The 15,616-nt window shown below is 66.4% G+C and carries 15 protein-coding genes; 4 read left to right on the top strand and 11 right to left on the bottom strand.

Annotation, left to right across the window (positions count from 1 at the left end):
• Positions 1 to 21 precede the first annotated feature (21 nt).
• The 3 genes from dxs to RTN46_RS01875 form a co-directional block, all read right to left on the bottom strand.
• Positions 22 to 1,995: a 1-deoxy-D-xylulose-5-phosphate synthase gene (gene dxs / locus RTN46_RS01885; RefSeq protein WP_312178730.1), complete on the bottom strand. Its 1,974-nt coding sequence runs from the start codon at positions 1,993 to 1,995 to the stop codon at positions 22 to 24.
• 170 nt (positions 1,996 to 2,165) lie between these two features.
• On the bottom strand, positions 2,166 to 4,991 hold the full coding sequence (locus RTN46_RS01880) for an aconitate hydratase (RefSeq protein WP_312178729.1): 2,826 nt from the start codon (positions 4,989 to 4,991) through the stop codon (positions 2,166 to 2,168).
• A 311-nt stretch (positions 4,992 to 5,302) separates the two neighbouring features.
• Complete coding sequence (locus tag RTN46_RS01875) at positions 5,303 to 6,625, bottom strand: TRAM domain-containing protein (RefSeq protein WP_312178728.1); 1,323 nt, start codon at positions 6,623 to 6,625, stop codon at positions 5,303 to 5,305.
• 154 nt (positions 6,626 to 6,779) lie between these two features.
• Between RTN46_RS01875 and RTN46_RS01870 the strand changes: the two genes are divergently transcribed.
• Together RTN46_RS01870 and RTN46_RS01865 are read left to right on the top strand one after the other, a co-directional pair.
• Entirely contained in the window at positions 6,780 to 7,454 is a 675-nt protein-coding gene (locus RTN46_RS01870) for a TrkA family potassium uptake protein (protein WP_312178727.1), read from the top strand.
• Positions 7,451 to 8,113 carry a TrkA family potassium uptake protein gene (locus RTN46_RS01865; RefSeq protein ID WP_312178726.1) on the top strand — a complete coding sequence of 221 codons (663 nt, stop codon included), beginning with the start codon at positions 7,451 to 7,453 and terminating at the stop codon, positions 8,111 to 8,113. Before RTN46_RS01870 ends, RTN46_RS01865 begins: the two co-directional genes overlap by 4 nt.
• Here the strand turns inward: RTN46_RS01865 and RTN46_RS01860 are convergent.
• Genes RTN46_RS01860 through dut form a run of 4 tightly spaced genes read right to left on the bottom strand, consistent with a single transcriptional unit; the run spans position 8,110 to position 10,404 of the window.
• On the bottom strand, positions 8,110 to 8,808 hold the full coding sequence (locus tag RTN46_RS01860; protein ID WP_312178725.1) for a DUF3159 domain-containing protein: 699 nt from the start codon (positions 8,806 to 8,808) through the stop codon (positions 8,110 to 8,112). The two genes, RTN46_RS01865 and RTN46_RS01860, sit on opposite strands and share 4 nt — an antisense overlap.
• Complete coding sequence (locus tag RTN46_RS01855; protein WP_312178724.1) at positions 8,805 to 9,149, bottom strand: hypothetical protein; 345 nt, start codon at positions 9,147 to 9,149, stop codon at positions 8,805 to 8,807. The genes RTN46_RS01860 and RTN46_RS01855 overlap by 4 nt, the downstream gene beginning before the upstream one ends.
• Positions 9,150 to 9,153: 4 nt before the next feature.
• Entirely contained in the window at positions 9,154 to 9,876 is a 723-nt protein-coding gene (locus tag RTN46_RS01850; protein ID WP_312178723.1) for a DUF3710 domain-containing protein, read from the bottom strand.
• Between the two features lie 57 nt (positions 9,877 to 9,933).
• Positions 9,934 to 10,404: a dUTP diphosphatase gene (gene dut, locus RTN46_RS01845; protein ID WP_312178722.1), complete on the bottom strand. Its 471-nt coding sequence runs from the start codon at positions 10,402 to 10,404 to the stop codon at positions 9,934 to 9,936.
• 168 nt (positions 10,405 to 10,572) lie between these two features.
• Between dut and RTN46_RS01840 the strand changes: the two genes are divergently transcribed.
• Positions 10,573 to 11,037 (top strand): DUF3093 domain-containing protein, encoded by a 465-nt coding sequence (locus tag RTN46_RS01840; RefSeq protein WP_312178721.1) that lies wholly within the window; start codon positions 10,573 to 10,575, stop codon positions 11,035 to 11,037.
• Positions 11,038 to 11,064: 27 nt separating this feature from the next.
• Here RTN46_RS01840 and RTN46_RS01835 read toward each other — a convergent pair whose 3' ends face one another.
• A complete protein-coding gene (locus tag RTN46_RS01835) occupies positions 11,065 to 11,364 on the bottom strand; it encodes a DUF4193 domain-containing protein (protein WP_066301157.1) in 300 nt (99 codons plus the stop codon).
• 325 nt (positions 11,365 to 11,689) lie between these two features.
• Between RTN46_RS01835 and sepH the strand changes: the two genes are divergently transcribed.
• Positions 11,690 to 12,910, top strand: a complete 1,221-nt coding sequence (sepH, locus tag RTN46_RS01830) for a septation protein SepH (protein ID WP_312178720.1) — start codon at positions 11,690 to 11,692, stop codon at positions 12,908 to 12,910.
• A gap of 33 nt (positions 12,911 to 12,943) precedes the next feature.
• Here sepH and RTN46_RS01825 read toward each other — a convergent pair whose 3' ends face one another.
• The 3 genes from RTN46_RS01825 to RTN46_RS01815 are packed head-to-tail and all read right to left on the bottom strand — an operon-like array spanning position 12,944 to position 15,543.
• Positions 12,944 to 13,681 carry a thymidine kinase gene (locus tag RTN46_RS01825; protein WP_312178719.1) on the bottom strand — a complete coding sequence of 246 codons (738 nt, stop codon included), beginning with the start codon at positions 13,679 to 13,681 and terminating at the stop codon, positions 12,944 to 12,946.
• Positions 13,682 to 13,684: 3 nt separating this feature from the next.
• Positions 13,685 to 14,866 (bottom strand): alkaline phosphatase family protein, encoded by a 1,182-nt coding sequence (locus RTN46_RS01820; protein ID WP_312178718.1) that lies wholly within the window; start codon positions 14,864 to 14,866, stop codon positions 13,685 to 13,687.
• Positions 14,867 to 14,871: 5 nt separating this feature from the next.
• A complete protein-coding gene (locus RTN46_RS01815) occupies positions 14,872 to 15,543 on the bottom strand; it encodes a DUF5998 family protein (RefSeq protein WP_312178717.1) in 672 nt (223 codons plus the stop codon).
• Positions 15,544 to 15,616: the final 73 nt, after the last annotated feature.

Here is a 15,616-nt window from a genome sequence, read left to right as displayed (position 1 = left end):
TGCCCCGCCGGGACGCGGAGCCTACTTGATCTTCGGAATCTGCCCCGTGGGCATCTGCTGGCCCGGCAGTGGACGGGCAAACGGGACCTTGGTGCCCAGAACCTGGGCGACGACGTCGTTGGCCACCTGGCGGGCGGTCAGGCCCACCCGTTCAAGGACCTCGGCACGCGTGCCGTGATCCAGGAACTCAACCGGCAGTCCCACCTCGTTCAGGGCAGTGTCGACGCCGGCAGCGCGCATTTCCTGCCGGATCCTGGATCCGACTCCTCCGGCACGAACCCCGTCCTCGATCACGACGACGATGCGGTGGCTGGCGGCCATGGTGATGATGGACTTCGGCACAGGCAGCACCCACCGCGGGTCGACCACCGTGGAGCTGATGCCCTGGGCGCCGAGCCGGTCGGCAACATCCAGCGCCATTTCGGCCATCGCACCCACACTGACAATCAGCACATCGTTACGGCTGTCGCCGGAGGGCCGGCGGGCCAGGACGTCCACGCCGTCGTCGGTGCGTTCCTCGGCGTTGATATCCGCACCCACGGTGCCCTTGGAGAAGCGCACCACGCTGGGCGCGTCGGAAATTGCCACGGCTTCGCGCAGCTCTTCCCGCAGCCGGGTAGCATCCCGGGGCGCAGCGAGGTGCAGGCCCGGAACGATCTGCAGCATGGACATGTCCCACATACCGTGGTGGCTGGCACCGTCCGGTCCGGTCACGCCAGCACGGTCCAGGACGATGGTGACGCCGGCCTTGTGCAGGGCGATATCCATCAGCAGCTGGTCGAAGGCACGGTTCAGGAAGGTCGCGTACAGGGCCACCACGGGGTGCAGACCGCCGTAGGCCATGCCTGCCGCGGAGGTCAGCGCATGCTGCTCGGCGATGCCGACGTCGATCACCCGGTCCGGGTGCTTCGCAGCGAAGCGGTGCAGCCCTACCGGGATCAGCATGGCACCGGTGATACCGACGATGTCCTTGCGTTCGTCGGCGATCTCTGCGATCTCCGTGGCGAACACCGATGTCCAGGACTGCTTTCCGCCCGGCGCCACGGGCGCACCGGTTTCGGGGTCGATCACGCCAACGGCGTGGAACTGGTCCTCATCGTTGGCCCGGGCCGGAGCGTAGCCGTGCCCCTTTTCGGTGATCGCGTGCACGATCACCGGACCGCCATAGTTCTTGGCGGTGAGGAGCGCCTGCTCAACGGCCCCGAGGTCGTGTCCGTCAACCGGGCCGACGTACTTCATGCCCAGGTCCTCGAACAGTCCCTGGGGTGCCCACCAGTCCTTGATGCCCTTCTTGGCCGCGTGCAGGCAGTGGTACGCGAACCGGCCGACGGGTCCGCCGTTCTGCAGCCGGCCCTTCCACCAGTCCATCGAGTTTTCATACATGTGGTGGGTCCGGACGCTGTCCAGCGTTGGGCGGAGTGACGCCAAGTAGTCGGCAACGCCGCCGATCGTCGGAGCGTAGGAGCGGCCGTTGTCGTTGACCACGATCACCACGCGGCGGCGCTGGTCCGCTGCGATGTTGTTCAGGGCTTCCCAGGCCATGCCGCCGGTCAGGGCGCCGTCGCCGACCATCACCACGGTGTAACGGTCACCTTCGCCCGTCAGCTGGCGGGCCCGGGAGATGCCGTCCGCCCAGGACAGGGAGGAGGAAGCGTGCGAGCTCTCGACGATGTCGTGCTCGGATTCGGCCCGGGCCGGATAGCCCGAGAGGCCGCCCTGCTGCCGCAGGCTTTCAAAGTTCCGCCGGCCCGTGAGCATCTTGTGCACGTAGGACTGGTGCCCGGTGTCGAACACAATGCTGTCTCGCGGGGAGTCGAAGACCCGGTGGATACCCATGGTCAGTTCGACGACGCCGAGGTTGGGACCGAGGTGGCCGCCGGTCTGGGCCACGTTCGTGATGAGGAAGGACCGTATCTCCCCGGCCAGCTCCGAAAGCTGGGAGGAGCTCAGCTTGCTGAGGTCCCGCGGATCACGGATGGTTTCCAGAAGTCCCAAAAGGGCGCCTCCCTTGCGTCTTAGGCGACGGGCAAATGCACCGTCACAACGACTAATTCTAACGCCTGTGCCTGCCCCGGCATTTCCTCCCACACGCAAAACGCCCCGCTTCGCGGCATCGATTACTCGACAGCCTAGCGAAACGGGGCGTAGTGCCGGAACTACTTCAGCTACTTCGCCGAAATCTGGCGCAGGACGTACTGCAGGATTCCGCCGTTGCGGTAGTAGTCAGCCTCACCCGGGGTGTCGATGCGCAGGACGGCATCGAACGTGATCGCTTCGCCGTTTTCCGGCACCGCGGTGACCTTGACGGTCTTCGGGGTGGTGCCGTTGTTCAGTTCGGTCACGCCCTCTACCGAGAAGGTCTCCGTGCCGGTCAGGCCCAGCGATTCGGCGTTGACGCCGGCCGGGTACTGCAGCGGCAGGACGCCCATGCCGATGAGGTTGGAGCGGTGGATCCGCTCGTAGCTCTCGGCGATGACGGCCTTGACACCCAGCAGCGCGGTGCCCTTGGCGGCCCAGTCACGCGAGGAGCCGGAACCGTATTCCTTACCGGCCAGGACCACCAGCGGGGTGCCGGCAGCCTGGTAGTTCACCGAGGCGTCGTAAACGGCGGCCTGCGGAGCGTCCGGCTGGCTGAAGTCACGGGTGAAACCGCCTTCGACGCCGTCGAGGAGCTGGTTCTTGATCCGGATGTTGGCGAACGTGCCGCGGATCATGACTTCGTGGTTGCCACGGCGGGAGCCGTAGGAGTTGAAGTCCTTGCGGGCCACACCGTGATCCAGCAGGTAGCGGCCTGCCGGGGTGTCGGACTTGAAGGAACCGGCCGGGGAGATGTGGTCGGTCGTGACCGAATCGCCCAGCTTCAGGAGCACGCGGGCGCCCTCGATATTCTGGACGGGCTCCGGCTGTGCCTTCATGCCCTCGAAGTACGGGGGCTTCCGGACGTACGTGGACTCCGAATCCCATTCGAAGGTTGCACCCTCGGGGGTGGGCAGGGACTTCCAGCGGTCGTCACCTTCGAAGATGGTCGCGTAGCTGTCCGTGAACATCTCCTTATCGATCGAGCGGTCGATGATCTGCTGGACCTCGATCGGGTTCGGCCAGATGTCCTTCAGGAAGATGTCGTTGCCGGCCTCGTCCTGGCCCAGGGCATCGTTCTCGAAGTCGAAGTCCATGCTGCCGGCCAGGGCGTACGCGACTACCAGCGGCGGGGAGGCCAGGTAGTTCATCTTCACGTCCGGGTTAATGCGGCCTTCGAAGTTGCGGTTACCGGAAAGCACAGCGGTGACAGCGAGATCGGCTTCGTTGATCGCGGTGGAGATTTCATCTTCCAGCGGTCCGGAGTTGCCGATGCAGGTGGCGCAGCCGTAGCCGACCACAAAGAAGCCGAGCTTTTCCAGGTACGGAATCAGGCCGGACTTTTCGTAGTAGTCAGTGACGACCTTGGAACCCGGAGCGATCGAGGTCTTGACCCACGGCTGGGCAACCAGGCCCTTTTCCACGGCGTTCCGGGCCAGGACGGCAGCAGCCATCATGACGGACGGGTTGGACGTGTTGGTGCAGGAGGTGATCGAAGCGATCGTCACCGCGCCGTGGTCCAGCTCGAAGCTGCGGCCGTCGGGCATCGTGACGGGAACGGCGTCGGAGGCGCGTCCCTGGCTGCGGTCCCCTACAGACACCAGATCGTGCGGGGAATCCGCAACGTGGGTTCCGGCGTCCGTGTAAGTGGGGGAATCCGAGGCGGGGAAGGACTCCTCCAGTGCCTCGTCCACCGTTGCGCCTACGGCCTCGACCTCGTGGTCGACGTAGTTGTGCAGGTCCTTGCGGAACTGGGCCTTGGCGTTGGTCAGTTCGACGCGGTCCTGGGGACGCTTCGGACCGGCGATGGAGGGAACCACGGTGGAGAGATCCAGTTCCAGGTACTCGGAGTACTTGATCTCGGTGGAGGGATCGTGCCAGAGGCCCTGTTCCTTGGCGTAGGACTCGACCAGGGCGACACTTTCATCCGAACGGCCGGTGAGGCGCAGGTAGTCCAGGGTCACGTCGTCGATCGGGAAGATCGCAGCGGTGGAACCGAATTCCGGGCTCATGTTGCCGATGGTGGCGCGGTTAGCCAGCGGCACGGAGGCAACGCCTTCGCCGTAGAACTCCACGAACTTGCCGACGACGCCGTGCTTGCGCAGCATCTCGGTGATCGTCAGGACGACGTCGGTCGCGGTGGCGCCGGCCGGGATTTCACCGGTCAGCTTGAAGCCGACGACGCGCGGGATCAGCATGGAGACGGGCTGGCCGAGCATGGCAGCCTCGGCTTCGATGCCGCCAACGCCCCAGCCGAGCACGCCCAGGCCGTTGACCATGGTGGTGTGGGAGTCGGTGCCGACGCAGGTGTCGGGGTAGGCGCGGAGCACGCCGTCAACTTCGCGGGTCATGACCGTGCGCGCCAGGTACTCAATGTTGACCTGGTGGACGATGCCCATTCCCGGGGGAACAACCTTGAAGTCGTCGAACGCGGTCTGGCCCCAGCGCAGGAACTGGTAACGCTCGCCGTTGCGCTGGTATTCGATTTCCATGTTGCGCTCGAGGGCGCCGGCGTTGCCGAACGCGTCGATCTGCACGGAGTGGTCGATGACCATTTCGGCCGGTGCCAGCGGGTTAACGCGCTTGGGGTCGCCGCCGAGGTCGGCAACGGCTTCACGCATGGTCGCCAGGTCCACGATGCAGGGAACACCGGTGAAGTCCTGCATGATCACCCGGGCGGGGGTGAACTGGATTTCGGTGCTGGGTTCCGCATCGGCATCCCAGCTGGCCAGGGCCCGCACGTGGTCGGCGGTAATGTTGGCACCGTCTTCGGTGCGCAGCAGGTTCTCCAGCAGGACCTTGAGGCTGAACGGAAGGCTCTGGGCGCCTTCGACAGAATTCAGCCGGAAAATTTCATACTCGTTCCCGCCGACGTTCAAGACGCCTTTGGAACCGAAGCTGTCCACATTACTCATAACAGGACTCCTCTCGCCACCGCTTTATCTTTGTCCAGTGATCCGCCGCACGCCAGTTAGGTTTTCCTAACCGGCATAGCTGAAGGGGCCGGCCGGGGAATGGTGGGTGATTCCCCGGGTGGGTCGGTTCCCCTGCCGCGCAAAGCGCCCCAGCGGAGTCCCTACGGCACGGAGCCGGACAACTACTCCCCATCCTAGCCGGATGCACCTTACGCGGCCGGGCCCACCGCGCCGGAGGGAAGCATTACGCCCGCCACATCCGGAGGCTATGTCCGGAGGTGGCGGGCCATATAAGCGGTCGACGCCGGGTGCTACGGGCGGCGCAGGACGGCGAAGGACTCCATGTGATGGGTGTGAGGGTACAGGTCGAAGACCCGGAGGGAATCCAGTTCCCAGCCGGCGGCCCGGAACCAGCCCAGGTCACGCGCAAAGGACGCCGGGTCGCAGGAGACGTAGCCGAGGACCCTCGGTGCGGCCGAGTTGATCTGGTCGACCACGGTGCGGCCTGCGCCGGTGCGCGGCGGGTCCAGCAGTACGACGTCGAGGGCTCCGGTATGTGCGCGCAGCACACGGTCCACCCGTCCCTGGACGACCTCGACCTGCGGTGCAGCGAAGAGGTTTTTCCGTGCATCCCTGCTGGTCCCCGGCGAACCCTCGACCGAGAGCACGTGCCCGGTTTCACCGGTCGCGTCAGCCAGCGGGGCCGTGAACAGGCCGGCTCCGGCGAAGAGGTCTGCGACCCGCTCCCCCGGCTGAACCTGCAGGCCGTCCCGGACCGCACCGGCAAGCACCGCCGGTGCGCTGCGGTGGATCTGCCAGAAACCGGCTCCGGTGACACGGAAATCGTGCCCCATGGCGCTTTCCCGAACCCAGGTACGGCCGCGCAGCCGGGTCAGCACATGCTCCTCGGGGTCCCAGGCCACTACCGAGACGGTTTCCCCGGCGCCTGGGTCCGCTGCCGTGCCGACCTCGCCGGCGATCCGGGACAGGGTCCGCGGATGGGTGCCGGCCGAGGGGATTACCAGGACCAGCGGGGCGCCGCCGGCGGCGGGCGCGGCAACCTCGACGCGATCGGCGCCGGTGAAGTCCACCTCCCACAGGTTCAAGGCGTTCACGGCCTCGGAGGCCAGCGGCATCCCGGTGACCGGGATGAGTTCATCGGAGCGGTGCGGGTGCATGGCCAGCCGTCCGCCGGGTGCCACGGAGAAGCTGGCGCGGGTACGCCAGCCCAAACCGTCCGGGGACTCGTCCGGGGCCGCCTCGACGGTGATTTCCCGTTCCAGACCGGCGAGCCGCTGCAGCTGTTCGGCAAAAACGGTGGCCTTGATCGAGCGCTGCGCTTCAAGCCGGATGTGCCCGAACTCGGCTCCGCCGACGGGCAGCCGGCCGCGCGCGGCCGCACGGATCGAATCGGCGGCAGGCCAGAAGTGCGGCACCCGGTCCGGCGAGGCTTCAAGGATTTCGACGGCGTCGGCGCGCCAGAACTTGGCATCGGGGCCGGACTCAGTCAGGCGTGCCCGCACGCGTTCGCCGGGGAGGGCGTGCCGGACGAAGACCACGCGCCCCTCATGCCGGGCCACAAAGTGGCCGCCGTGGGCTGGTGCGCCAATGGTCAGTTCAATATCGCTGGGCATTGTTTCCTGGGGCATGGTGCTGTGGGACTTCCGTGTTGGAGCTAAAACACCATCACACCACGATTTCCGCCCGCTGCCGGACTAAGCTGTCCCTTGGCCCAAAACGGGCGGCAGCTGCAGGCGGTGGATCCGCCAGGAACCGAGGTATAGCAAGGTGGCGCATTACGTGATCATGGGGTGCGGCAGGGTCGGCGCCATGCTGGCGCATACCCTCGACAACGCAGGCCACTCCGTGGCGGTCATCGACCAGGAGCCGCGGGCCTTCCGTCGGCTGCGTCCGACCTTCTCCGGGCAGCAGGTTACCGGGGTGGGTTTCGACCGCACTACGCTGACGCAGGCCGGCATCGAAGAGGCCTTTGCCTTCGCTGCCGTCTCCAGCGGCGACAATTCCAACATCCTGGCCACGCGGGTGGCGCGCGAGACGTTCCACGTTCCCCACGTCGTCGCCCGCATCTATGACCCCGGGCGGGCGGAGATCTACCAGCGCCTCGGAATTCCCACGGTGGCTGCGGTCCGCTGGAGCGCTGATCAGGTGCTGCGCAGGATCCTTCCGGAGCAGAGCATTAACGGCGACTTCCGTGAGTCCTCCGGACGGCTGATCCTCGGTGAGCTCTCCCTGGATCCTTCCTGGCTGGGCCACCCGCTTCACGCCATCGAGGCCGCTGCCGGCGTCCGGATCGCCTACATCACCCGGTTCGGCGAAGGCTCCCTCCCCCGCCCGGATACCAGCTACCAGCAGGGCGACGTCCTGCACGCGATGATGAGCGTCGACCGGACAGCCGAAATCAGCCGCATCCTGACCCAGTCCCCCGCGAAGGAGAACCAGTGAGAGTCGTAATTGCCGGGGCAGGCAGCGTGGGATCTTCCATCGCCAAGGAACTGCTCTCCCACGGGCACGAGGTGCTGCTGATCGATGCGAAACCCGAGACCGAGGGACGCAGCGGCCTTGGCGGGGCGCACTGGCTGATCGGCGATGCCTGCGAACTCGCCACCCTCAAGGACGCAAAACTTGAGGAGGCCGATGTGATGGTTTCGGCGACCGGCGATGACAAGGTCAACCTGGTGGTCTCACTGCTCGCCAAGACCGAGTTCGGGGTGGCCCGGACGGTCGGGCGGGTAAACAACCCCAAGAACGACTGGATGTTCGATGACTCCTGGGGTGTGGACGTTGCCGTAAACACGCCGCGCCTGATGACGGCGCTCGTCGAGGAGGCCGTGGAAGTCGGTGACCTGGTGCGGCTGCTCACCCTGCAGACCGGTGTCGCCTCCATGGTGGAGTTCACTGTTCCGGCGGCCTCGCCGATGGCTGGAGCCCGGGTCGGATCCGTACCCTGGCCGCAGGATGCCACGCTGGTGGCGATCCTGCGTGACGACGCCCCGATCACCCCCAGCAGCGATGACGTGATCGAAGGCGGAGATGAACTCTTCTTCGTGACGACGATCGCCGCCGAGGACGAACTGCGCGCCCTGCTGGCGCCGTCGTCCTAGGGCTGTGTTGCCGGCAGCGGCCGGGAAACCACCCAGGCCAGCCACAGGCCGAGCGCGTACAGCGGGACACCCATCGCCAGGCGCATGGTGCCCAGCGCGGCGACGTTATCCGCCAGGAAGAGCGGCAGCTGCACGGCCAGGCGGAGCAGGAAGACGGCGATGATGATCCAGGTGGCCAGCGCATAGGCACGCAGGCGCCGGGGCTCACTGCGCCACGCCACGTTCTCGCCGCGGATGAACCCGAACAGCAGACCTGCCACCGGCCATTTCACTGCGATGGAAAGGGCGAAGGCCAGGATGTAGGCGCCGTTGACGTAGAAGCCCGGCACAAAGTAGGTGGAGCCGCTGCCGCTGCGCAGGGCAAAAAAGGCACAGACCGCGACGCCGATGACGCCGGTCAGCGACTGGACGAGCGGACGCTTCTGCACCAGGTTGGCCACCGCAAAGGCGCCGGCGGCCACCACGGCGGCTCCGAGCGAAACATAGAGTCCGGTGGTGATCGTGTAGATCAGGGTAAACAGCAGGCCGGGCAGGATCGCTTCGGCCAGGCCACGGACTCCGCCGACAGACTTCAGGACGTCGATCTGGCCGTCGTCGCCGCGCTCAACCCCGGAGCGGGCGGCATACTGTCCGGCGAGCTCGCTTATCGAGGGCTGAGCATCCTTCCGGTCCTCACCTTCGGGTTCGGTGTTCATTGCTCGCCTTCCGGACGTCCGATGATTTCGTAGCGGGGGTTAAAAACGGTGGGGAAACCCTGGACCGTGCTCACCATGCCTTCGAAGGCTACCTGCGTTCCCGCAACGAGACCCGGGATGCGGCGCTGGCCGATCCAGACCAGCCGGACCCGGCGGCGGGCGTGCGCAGCCCCGGGATCCCTGTAGACGCCCTGAAGCTCGTCCAGGACAGCACTGAACTGCGGGGCGGCGTCGGCCGGGGCCAGGGTGATGGATTCCACGTAGCCCCTGCTGTGCACACGTCCCCGGTCGGGAAGATCCGCGATCCTCAGCATGGCCGAAGCTCCCGCTGCCGCCGGCATCCGCTTAGCCAATGGTGGTGATTTCCGGTCCGCGCTGCGGCGGCTCCGGCTTTGTCTCCGCGTCGCGTTTCGGCAGCGGGGAGGCATCACGCGGCAGTGTCAGCTGCAGCAGGTCACGCGGAGGCAGTGGTGCATCACCGCGGACGACGACTACGTTCCGGAACACCTCCTCCAGCGCAGTGGCGGCGTCGGGGTTCATGGCTGCCGGACCGCCGAAGACTCCGCGCAGGAACCACCGTGGTCCGTCGACGCCGACGAAGCGCGCTACCCGGTAGCCCTTGGAACCGTCTTGCGCCTGAGCGGGAACACGGGCCAGGAGCTCAGTGCCGAGGCGGCCAACGAGTTCGTCAGCCGTCCCGCCCTGCGAGGAGACCGACTTGACGATCTGGGTACGGATCTCATCCCAGAGGGTTTCCGACCGCGGGGCCGCGAATGCCTGCAGCTGCAGGCTGGAGCCGTCCAGGTCGAGGGTCACGGCAACGACACGTTTCGTCGTCTCCTCAACTTCAAGGCGCAGGGCCAGGCCCTGCGTTGCCGCGATGCGCAGCGCACCGAGGTCCACGTAGCCCTCTTCCGAAGGCCGGTCCGCGACGTCAAAAGGTCCGTGCTCAGGCCCGCCGTCTGTACCGCCGGCAGCGCCGTTCTCCGTGCCGGCTGCGCTCTGCACTGACTCTTCGGCGGATTCTGTGGAGCCTGCCTTGTTTTTCCTGCGGCGCCCAAATGCCATCGCCTGATCCTCTTTCCTCATCTGGAGCCGGGCCGTTGCAGCCCGGGATATGCCGGCCTAGGCCGGTGAAGTGCCGAAACCGCCGGTGGAACCGAAACCGCCGGCTCCGCGAACCGAATCGGAAAGCTCGGCCACAGGCTCGAACACCGCTGTCTCCACGCGCTGGATCACCATCTGGGCAATCCTGTCTCCGCGCTTAAGACTGATCGGCTCTGACACATCCGTATTTAACAGTGTGACGGAGATTTCACCCCGGTAACCGGCATCGACCGTACCGGGTGCATTAACTATCGTCAGGCCGTGTTTGGTGGCTAGCCCCGACCGGGGGTGGATCAGTGCCACGTAGCCAAACGGCAGGGCAATCGAAACTCCTGTTGGCACCAGCCGGCGTTCTCCCGGCGCCAGTTCCACGTCCACGCGCGCCCGCAGGTCCGCTCCGGCGTCGCCGGGGTGGGCGTAGGAAGGCGCTTCGAGGCCGTCGTCGAGCATTTTCAGCTGGACTTTCACGCTGGGTCCTGCTTCCTGCACAGCTGTCTCCGGAGTTCTTTAAGGGGTGCGTTCGGGCATAAAACAGCGCCGCACGCGGCGCCATCCCCACTTTAGCGCGTGGACCTGCACGAACTGCTCCCGGCGCGCTGACGGCCGGCGCCCCGCGGCCAAGATGAAATGCACAGCCAAAGGTGAAAAGCTAGGAGTATGTCGACCCCTGCTGCCCAGAGCCCCTCCCAGACCGTGCTGTATTCCGAACGGCTGCTGCCGGCCCTGTGGATCTGGCTGGTCATCGCAGGCCTCTCCGGCACCTTCATCCTGGCTTTCATCCCCATCAGCCCGACCGTCGGATATGTGGTTGCGGTAGTAGCCGCCATCCTGCTGACCGTCCTGCTGCTGATGTCCACGCCCGTCATCCGCGTTACCGCGGACACGGTCCAGGTTGGCCGCGCGCAGATCGAACGACGCTGGGTCGGCGAGGTCGAGGCGTTCCGCGGTGAGGATGCGACCCAGCAGCGCGGCCCGGCCCTGAACGCGACCGCGTTCCTGTGCATCCGCGGCTGGATCAGCCCGGTCGTCAGGATCGAAATCACGGACCCGGCTGACCGGACACCGTACTGGCTCACCTCGACCCGGCACCCGGAGAAGCTGGTCGAAGCACTGCGCTCCTAAGCCCTTCCGGGCGCGCCCCCGGAAACCTCAGCCTTCGCATTCGACGCAGTAGTACAAGCCGTCCTTTTCCTTGGCTATCTGGGACCTGTGCCGTACCAGGAAACAGGACGCACAGGTGAATTCGTCTGACTGCGCGGGAAGGACCCGGATCATCAGTTCCTCCCCGGACAGGTCAGCGCCCGGGAGTTCAAAGCTGTCAGCAGCTTCGGCTTCGTCTTCGTCCACCACAGCGGACTGGGTGTTAGTCCGGCGGGTCTTCAGTTCTTCGATTGACTCTTCGCTGGCGTCCTCGTCCGCCTTGCGCGGCGCATCGTAATCTGTCGCCATAATCTTTATCTCTCACCATCGGTGTCGGTACTGCACGGGTAATTCCAAGCCAAGCTGCGGCTCCGGAAGGTATGTGCTCCCGTACCGCAGAGCGGCTCGGAATACTCAACGCCGCGGACGCGCCGTTTGTGCCCGCCGAAGACAGATTTTTGCCCATGTAGGGCGAAATAGCCAAGCCGGCCGTTCCCAGGCGCTGTCCGGAGGCCTGAATCGATGGCCGCGGAAGTCCCCGGATCCGCGCCACACCGGCCCAAACGGTAGGATTTTGGATGCGCGGGTGGCATTGTTTCAAGAAGGAGTTGCTATCGATAGCGAGGATTTTTTCATGCAGGATCTACGGCTCGTGGGTATCCATGAGGGCGGCGAACATCTGCTGCTGAGCGGACGGGGCGGCGAAACCTTCCGGCTGCGCATTGATGAAGCCCTGCGAGTCGCCGCGTCCCGTCCGGCACGACGCGCAGGAGCCCCGGCCGAACCCGAGGCGGGACCCAGCATGACTCCGCGCGATATCCAGGCCCGTATCCGGGCAGGCGCCAGCGCCGAAGAAGTGGCCGGGCTCTCCGGGCACGACATCGCCCACATCCACCGTTATGAGGGGCCGGTACTGGCAGAACGCGAGTACATTGCCCGCCAGGCCCAGGCTGTGGAGGTTGCGGCTCCTCTGTCCGCGGCCCAGGACAGCCACCGCTCAGCCTTCGGCGACTCCCCCGTTAATCTTGGCGACATGGTCAACCACCGGCTCCGCGCCTTCGGCGTCGACCCGGAGACCGTGGAATGGGATTCCTGGCGCCGTCCCGAAGGATCCTGGGACGTCGTCGCGCGTTTCAGCCTTGCGGAGCAGTCCCGTGTCTCCGTCGGCGAGGAACCGCCGGCCCGCTGGACCTTCAATCCGATGCGGCGCCAGGTCACCAATGCCAACCGCTGGGCGCAGCTGCTCAGTGAACTCGCCCCGGTCGACTCCCCCGTGCCGTCCCGCCGGCTTTCCGCCGTCGCGGACCGGGTGTTCGATTTCGAAGCCGAAGGAACGCCGGAAGAACCGGAAAACGCCACCGGTGAAGAGACGGATGAGCTGCTGAACGTGCTGCGGTCCCGCCGCGGCCAGCGCCTGGGCACCGACGAAGACGCCGACGACGCCTTGGCGGCGCTCCTGGCCAAGGGCAGCATTCCGGCCGCCCACCCGCGGGATGGAGAGGCGGAGCTGGAGGACGAGTCCTCCCGCCGGCCCCGGACCGGCCGGCTGACCCTTGCTCCGGCCGCAATACCCGCACCGGTGGAGGAGGAAACGGACGCGCACGACGGCGACCCGGATCCCCTGCGCCTCGACGAAGGGGTAAGCACCTCCACACGGGAAATCAGCGTGTTGGCCCGTCCGCTGCGTCCGCGCCCGGACCCCGTGGATACCAGCGCGGAGCAGGACGAACCCGTGGGTGAGCGCAGCGATGGTAATGAGGAGCCCAAGGAACCGGCCGAGCGCCGTCCCATCAAGCCCAAGCGGTCTTCGGTTCCGAGCTGGGACGAAATAGTCTTCGGCCGCAAGGGCGACTGACCGGAGCTGGGCGGCCCAGCCTCCGGTGGCTCGCTAGCTTCGGGTCCGCCCCAGGCTGCCGGTGGCGTCGACGCCGCAGATGTCCGGATCTTCGCCGGTGTCCGCAAGGAGCGCGGCCTGCTGGGCGCCCATCCGCCGCATGTAATGGCGGCGGCAGAGCGTTTCATAACCGACCACCGGTGAGGCGCCAGCCTCTTCAGGAGCGAAGAGCGCTTCCGAATCAGGCTGGTCGGGGGAACGTTTGTCCACATCCCCAACAACCACCTGGTCTCCGGTGACGACCATAACGCCGTCGACCGTGCGGGCGTTGTGAGTGGCCCGCCGCCCGCACCAGCACAGCGCCCGGACCTGGAGCACCTCAATCCGGTCAGCGAGCTCGATCAGCCGCCGTGAGCCGGGAAAGAGCCTGGTGCGGAAGTCCGTGGCGATGCCGAAGGCGAACACCTCAATGTCCAGTTCGTCGACGACCCGGGCCAGCTGTTCCACCTGCTCTTCGCTGTAGAACTGAGCCTCGTCGCAGATCAGGTAGTCCACCCGGTCTCCGGCGCTGCGGCGGCTCACGGCTTCCTCCCAGAAGTTGGTGGAATCGCGCACCTCCACGGCACGCGTCCGGAGGCCAAGGCGGCTGGAAATCATGGAATTCCCGGCCCTGTCATTCCGGCTGAAGAGGATCCCGCCGCGGCCGCGGGCACTGTGGTTGTAGTCCATCTGCAGTGCCAGTGTGGACTTGCCGGAGTCCATGGTGCCGGAGAAGAAAACGAGTTCAGCCATAACCTACTTCCGCCCGCCCTTGGCTGGCTGGGCCAGCGTCAGGAGCGGGACTTCACGCTCGGCACGCGTCAGGGACCCGTGCTGGCCCACCATCTGCATGGCGGAAGGACTGGTCCGCCGCATGTCGTACAGGGCAATGGGTTCACGGGCGGCCACGAGCAGGTCACCGATCCGTGGCAGGACCTCCGGACGGACGGGTCCGAACAGCCCCGCTGCGACCGCTTCGGCCCGGGTCAGGATCCAGGCCTTCGCGCCGTAGGCGTTCCGCCAGGCCGCCCTCAGGCGCTCCAGGGTACCGGCCGGGGCGTCCGGCTCAAGGTAGAGGTGCACCATCCGCGGCTCCCCCGCGGTGTGGCGTACCCCGTCAACCAGTGCCGGGTCGGCGGAGAAGTCGATCCTGTCCGGTACCGCGGTGTCCACCATGCCATGGTCGGCGGTGAGCAGCACCAGAGTGTCCGAGGGAATGCGTGCGGTAAAGCGTTTCAGGGCGGAGTCGATTTCTTCCAGCGAGCCTCCCCATTCGGAGGACTGGGCGCCGTAGCGGTGCCCGGTCTTATCCAGCTCGTTGAAGTAGAAGTACATCAGCATGCGCTTTTCCGAGGCGAGCGTTTCCGCCGCCGCCTGGACGCGTGCGTGGATTCCGGTTCCGGCGACGAAGGATCCGCCGCGCAGGGCGGCCCGCGTCATCGCAGATTCGGCGAACTTGGGCAGGCTGACCGTGGCAACGGGCAGATGGCCGGCAGCCCGCTCCAGCACGGTGGGGAACGGCTGCCATCGGTTGGGGTCGACGCCGGCATCCCAGTTACCGAGCATGTTGACTACCTTGTCCTGCTCCGGGTCCAGGACGTCGTAACCGACCATGCCGTGCTGTCCCGGCGGGAGGCCGGTGCCCAGCGAGGCCAGGGAGGCCGCCGTCGTCGTCGGAAATGCGGAGCCAAGCGTGCGGCCGCTGTCCATCAGGGAACGCAGGTACGGGGCGTGCCCGGACCGCTGCTTGAGCAGGTTCCGGCCCAGGCCGTCCACCACGATTACGCAGACACGCCGGGCGGCAGGAAGCCCCAGTGTGTTCTCGAAACCGGGCACCTGGAGTGCGGCGGCGGCGCTGGTGAAGACCTCAGCGACGGTGTTGCGCCCGTACCCGGGGGCCTTGGGCAGCGGTTCCGCAGGGGCGGGTGCCGAGTCCATGCCCCTTACCGCTGGTGGTGGCCGCGGTTGAAACGGCTGCCGATGCCCGGCATCCGCTGCCGGTCTGCGGCGGAGTCGAACGAACGCATGTTCACTGTGTCTGTGTTGACCTTGCGCAGGGCCCGGGCGAAGGCCTTGGCGTTCTGTACGGCCTGGACGCCATCGGCCTCGGCGCTGACACGCAGCACAATGTCCTCCTGCGCGATGGTGCCGGTGTAGCCGTGATCGGCTTCGCACTGGGGATCGGCGCAGCCGGCGGGGCCCATGTCCAGCCGCTGCCCGCCGGACCAGGCGATGGCCAGGGTCAGTTCCCGGGCCTGGTCGGACGGCTTGTAGTCCTGCGGCTGGGAGTACATGTAGCCGAGTACAACGGAACGGATCTGGGTCACGGGCACGGATTCGGTGGAGACCTGAGCCATCATCTGCTCGCCGTCCTCATCCAGCTGCTGGTCATCCACGTGCGTGATCACCAGCATGTCGTCAGTCAGGACCAGCACGGTGATGTGACGGTGCACTTCGGTGCGCTCGAAGTGCGTCTCCAAATGGATGAGGTGGGAAAGCGGTTCGCGTCCGTCCAGGGCATCGTGGACCACGTCAGCCAGCAGGGTGGGATAGAACCCTGCGCGTTCGATGGAAGCGTCAAGGCTGCGGCGTTCAGCGGAAAGTAGCGGCGACATGCTTCCAGTTTCCCCCAGATCGGCCCTGAGCACCTAAAAAGGCGCGCGGAACCTTGCCAGCGGTTCCTTAGGC

Source organism: Arthrobacter sp. (genome assembly GCF_031988865.1).
Lineage (GTDB): Bacteria > Actinomycetota > Actinomycetes > Actinomycetales > Micrococcaceae > Arthrobacter_B.
Note: the sequence above shows the minus strand (reverse complement) of the source record. Positions and strands in the feature narration are given on the sequence as shown.

Coding starts and splice junctions, on each gene's coding strand:
- sepH (WP_312178720.1), top strand. CDS start 11,690: ATGCAGGATCTACGGCTCGTGGGTATCCATGAGGGCGGCGAACATCTG.
- RTN46_RS01840 (WP_312178721.1), top strand. CDS start 10,573: ATGTCGACCCCTGCTGCCCAGAGCCCCTCCCAGACCGTGCTGTATTCC.
- RTN46_RS01815 (WP_312178717.1), bottom strand. CDS start 15,543: ATGTCGCCGCTACTTTCCGCTGAACGCCGCAGCCTTGACGCTTCCATC.
- RTN46_RS01860 (WP_312178725.1), bottom strand. CDS start 8,808: ATGAACACCGAACCCGAAGGTGAGGACCGGAAGGATGCTCAGCCCTCG.
- RTN46_RS01855 (WP_312178724.1), bottom strand. CDS start 9,149: ATGCCGGCGGCAGCGGGAGCTTCGGCCATGCTGAGGATCGCGGATCTT.
- RTN46_RS01875 (WP_312178728.1), bottom strand. CDS start 6,625: ATGCCCAGCGATATTGAACTGACCATTGGCGCACCAGCCCACGGCGGC.
- RTN46_RS01820 (WP_312178718.1), bottom strand. CDS start 14,866: ATGGACTCGGCACCCGCCCCTGCGGAACCGCTGCCCAAGGCCCCCGGG.
- RTN46_RS01835 (WP_066301157.1), bottom strand. CDS start 11,364: ATGGCGACAGATTACGATGCGCCGCGCAAGGCGGACGAGGACGCCAGC.
- RTN46_RS01850 (WP_312178723.1), bottom strand. CDS start 9,876: ATGGCATTTGGGCGCCGCAGGAAAAACAAGGCAGGCTCCACAGAATCC.
- RTN46_RS01880 (WP_312178729.1), bottom strand. CDS start 4,991: ATGAGTAATGTGGACAGCTTCGGTTCCAAAGGCGTCTTGAACGTCGGC.
- RTN46_RS01825 (WP_312178719.1), bottom strand. CDS start 13,681: ATGGCTGAACTCGTTTTCTTCTCCGGCACCATGGACTCCGGCAAGTCC.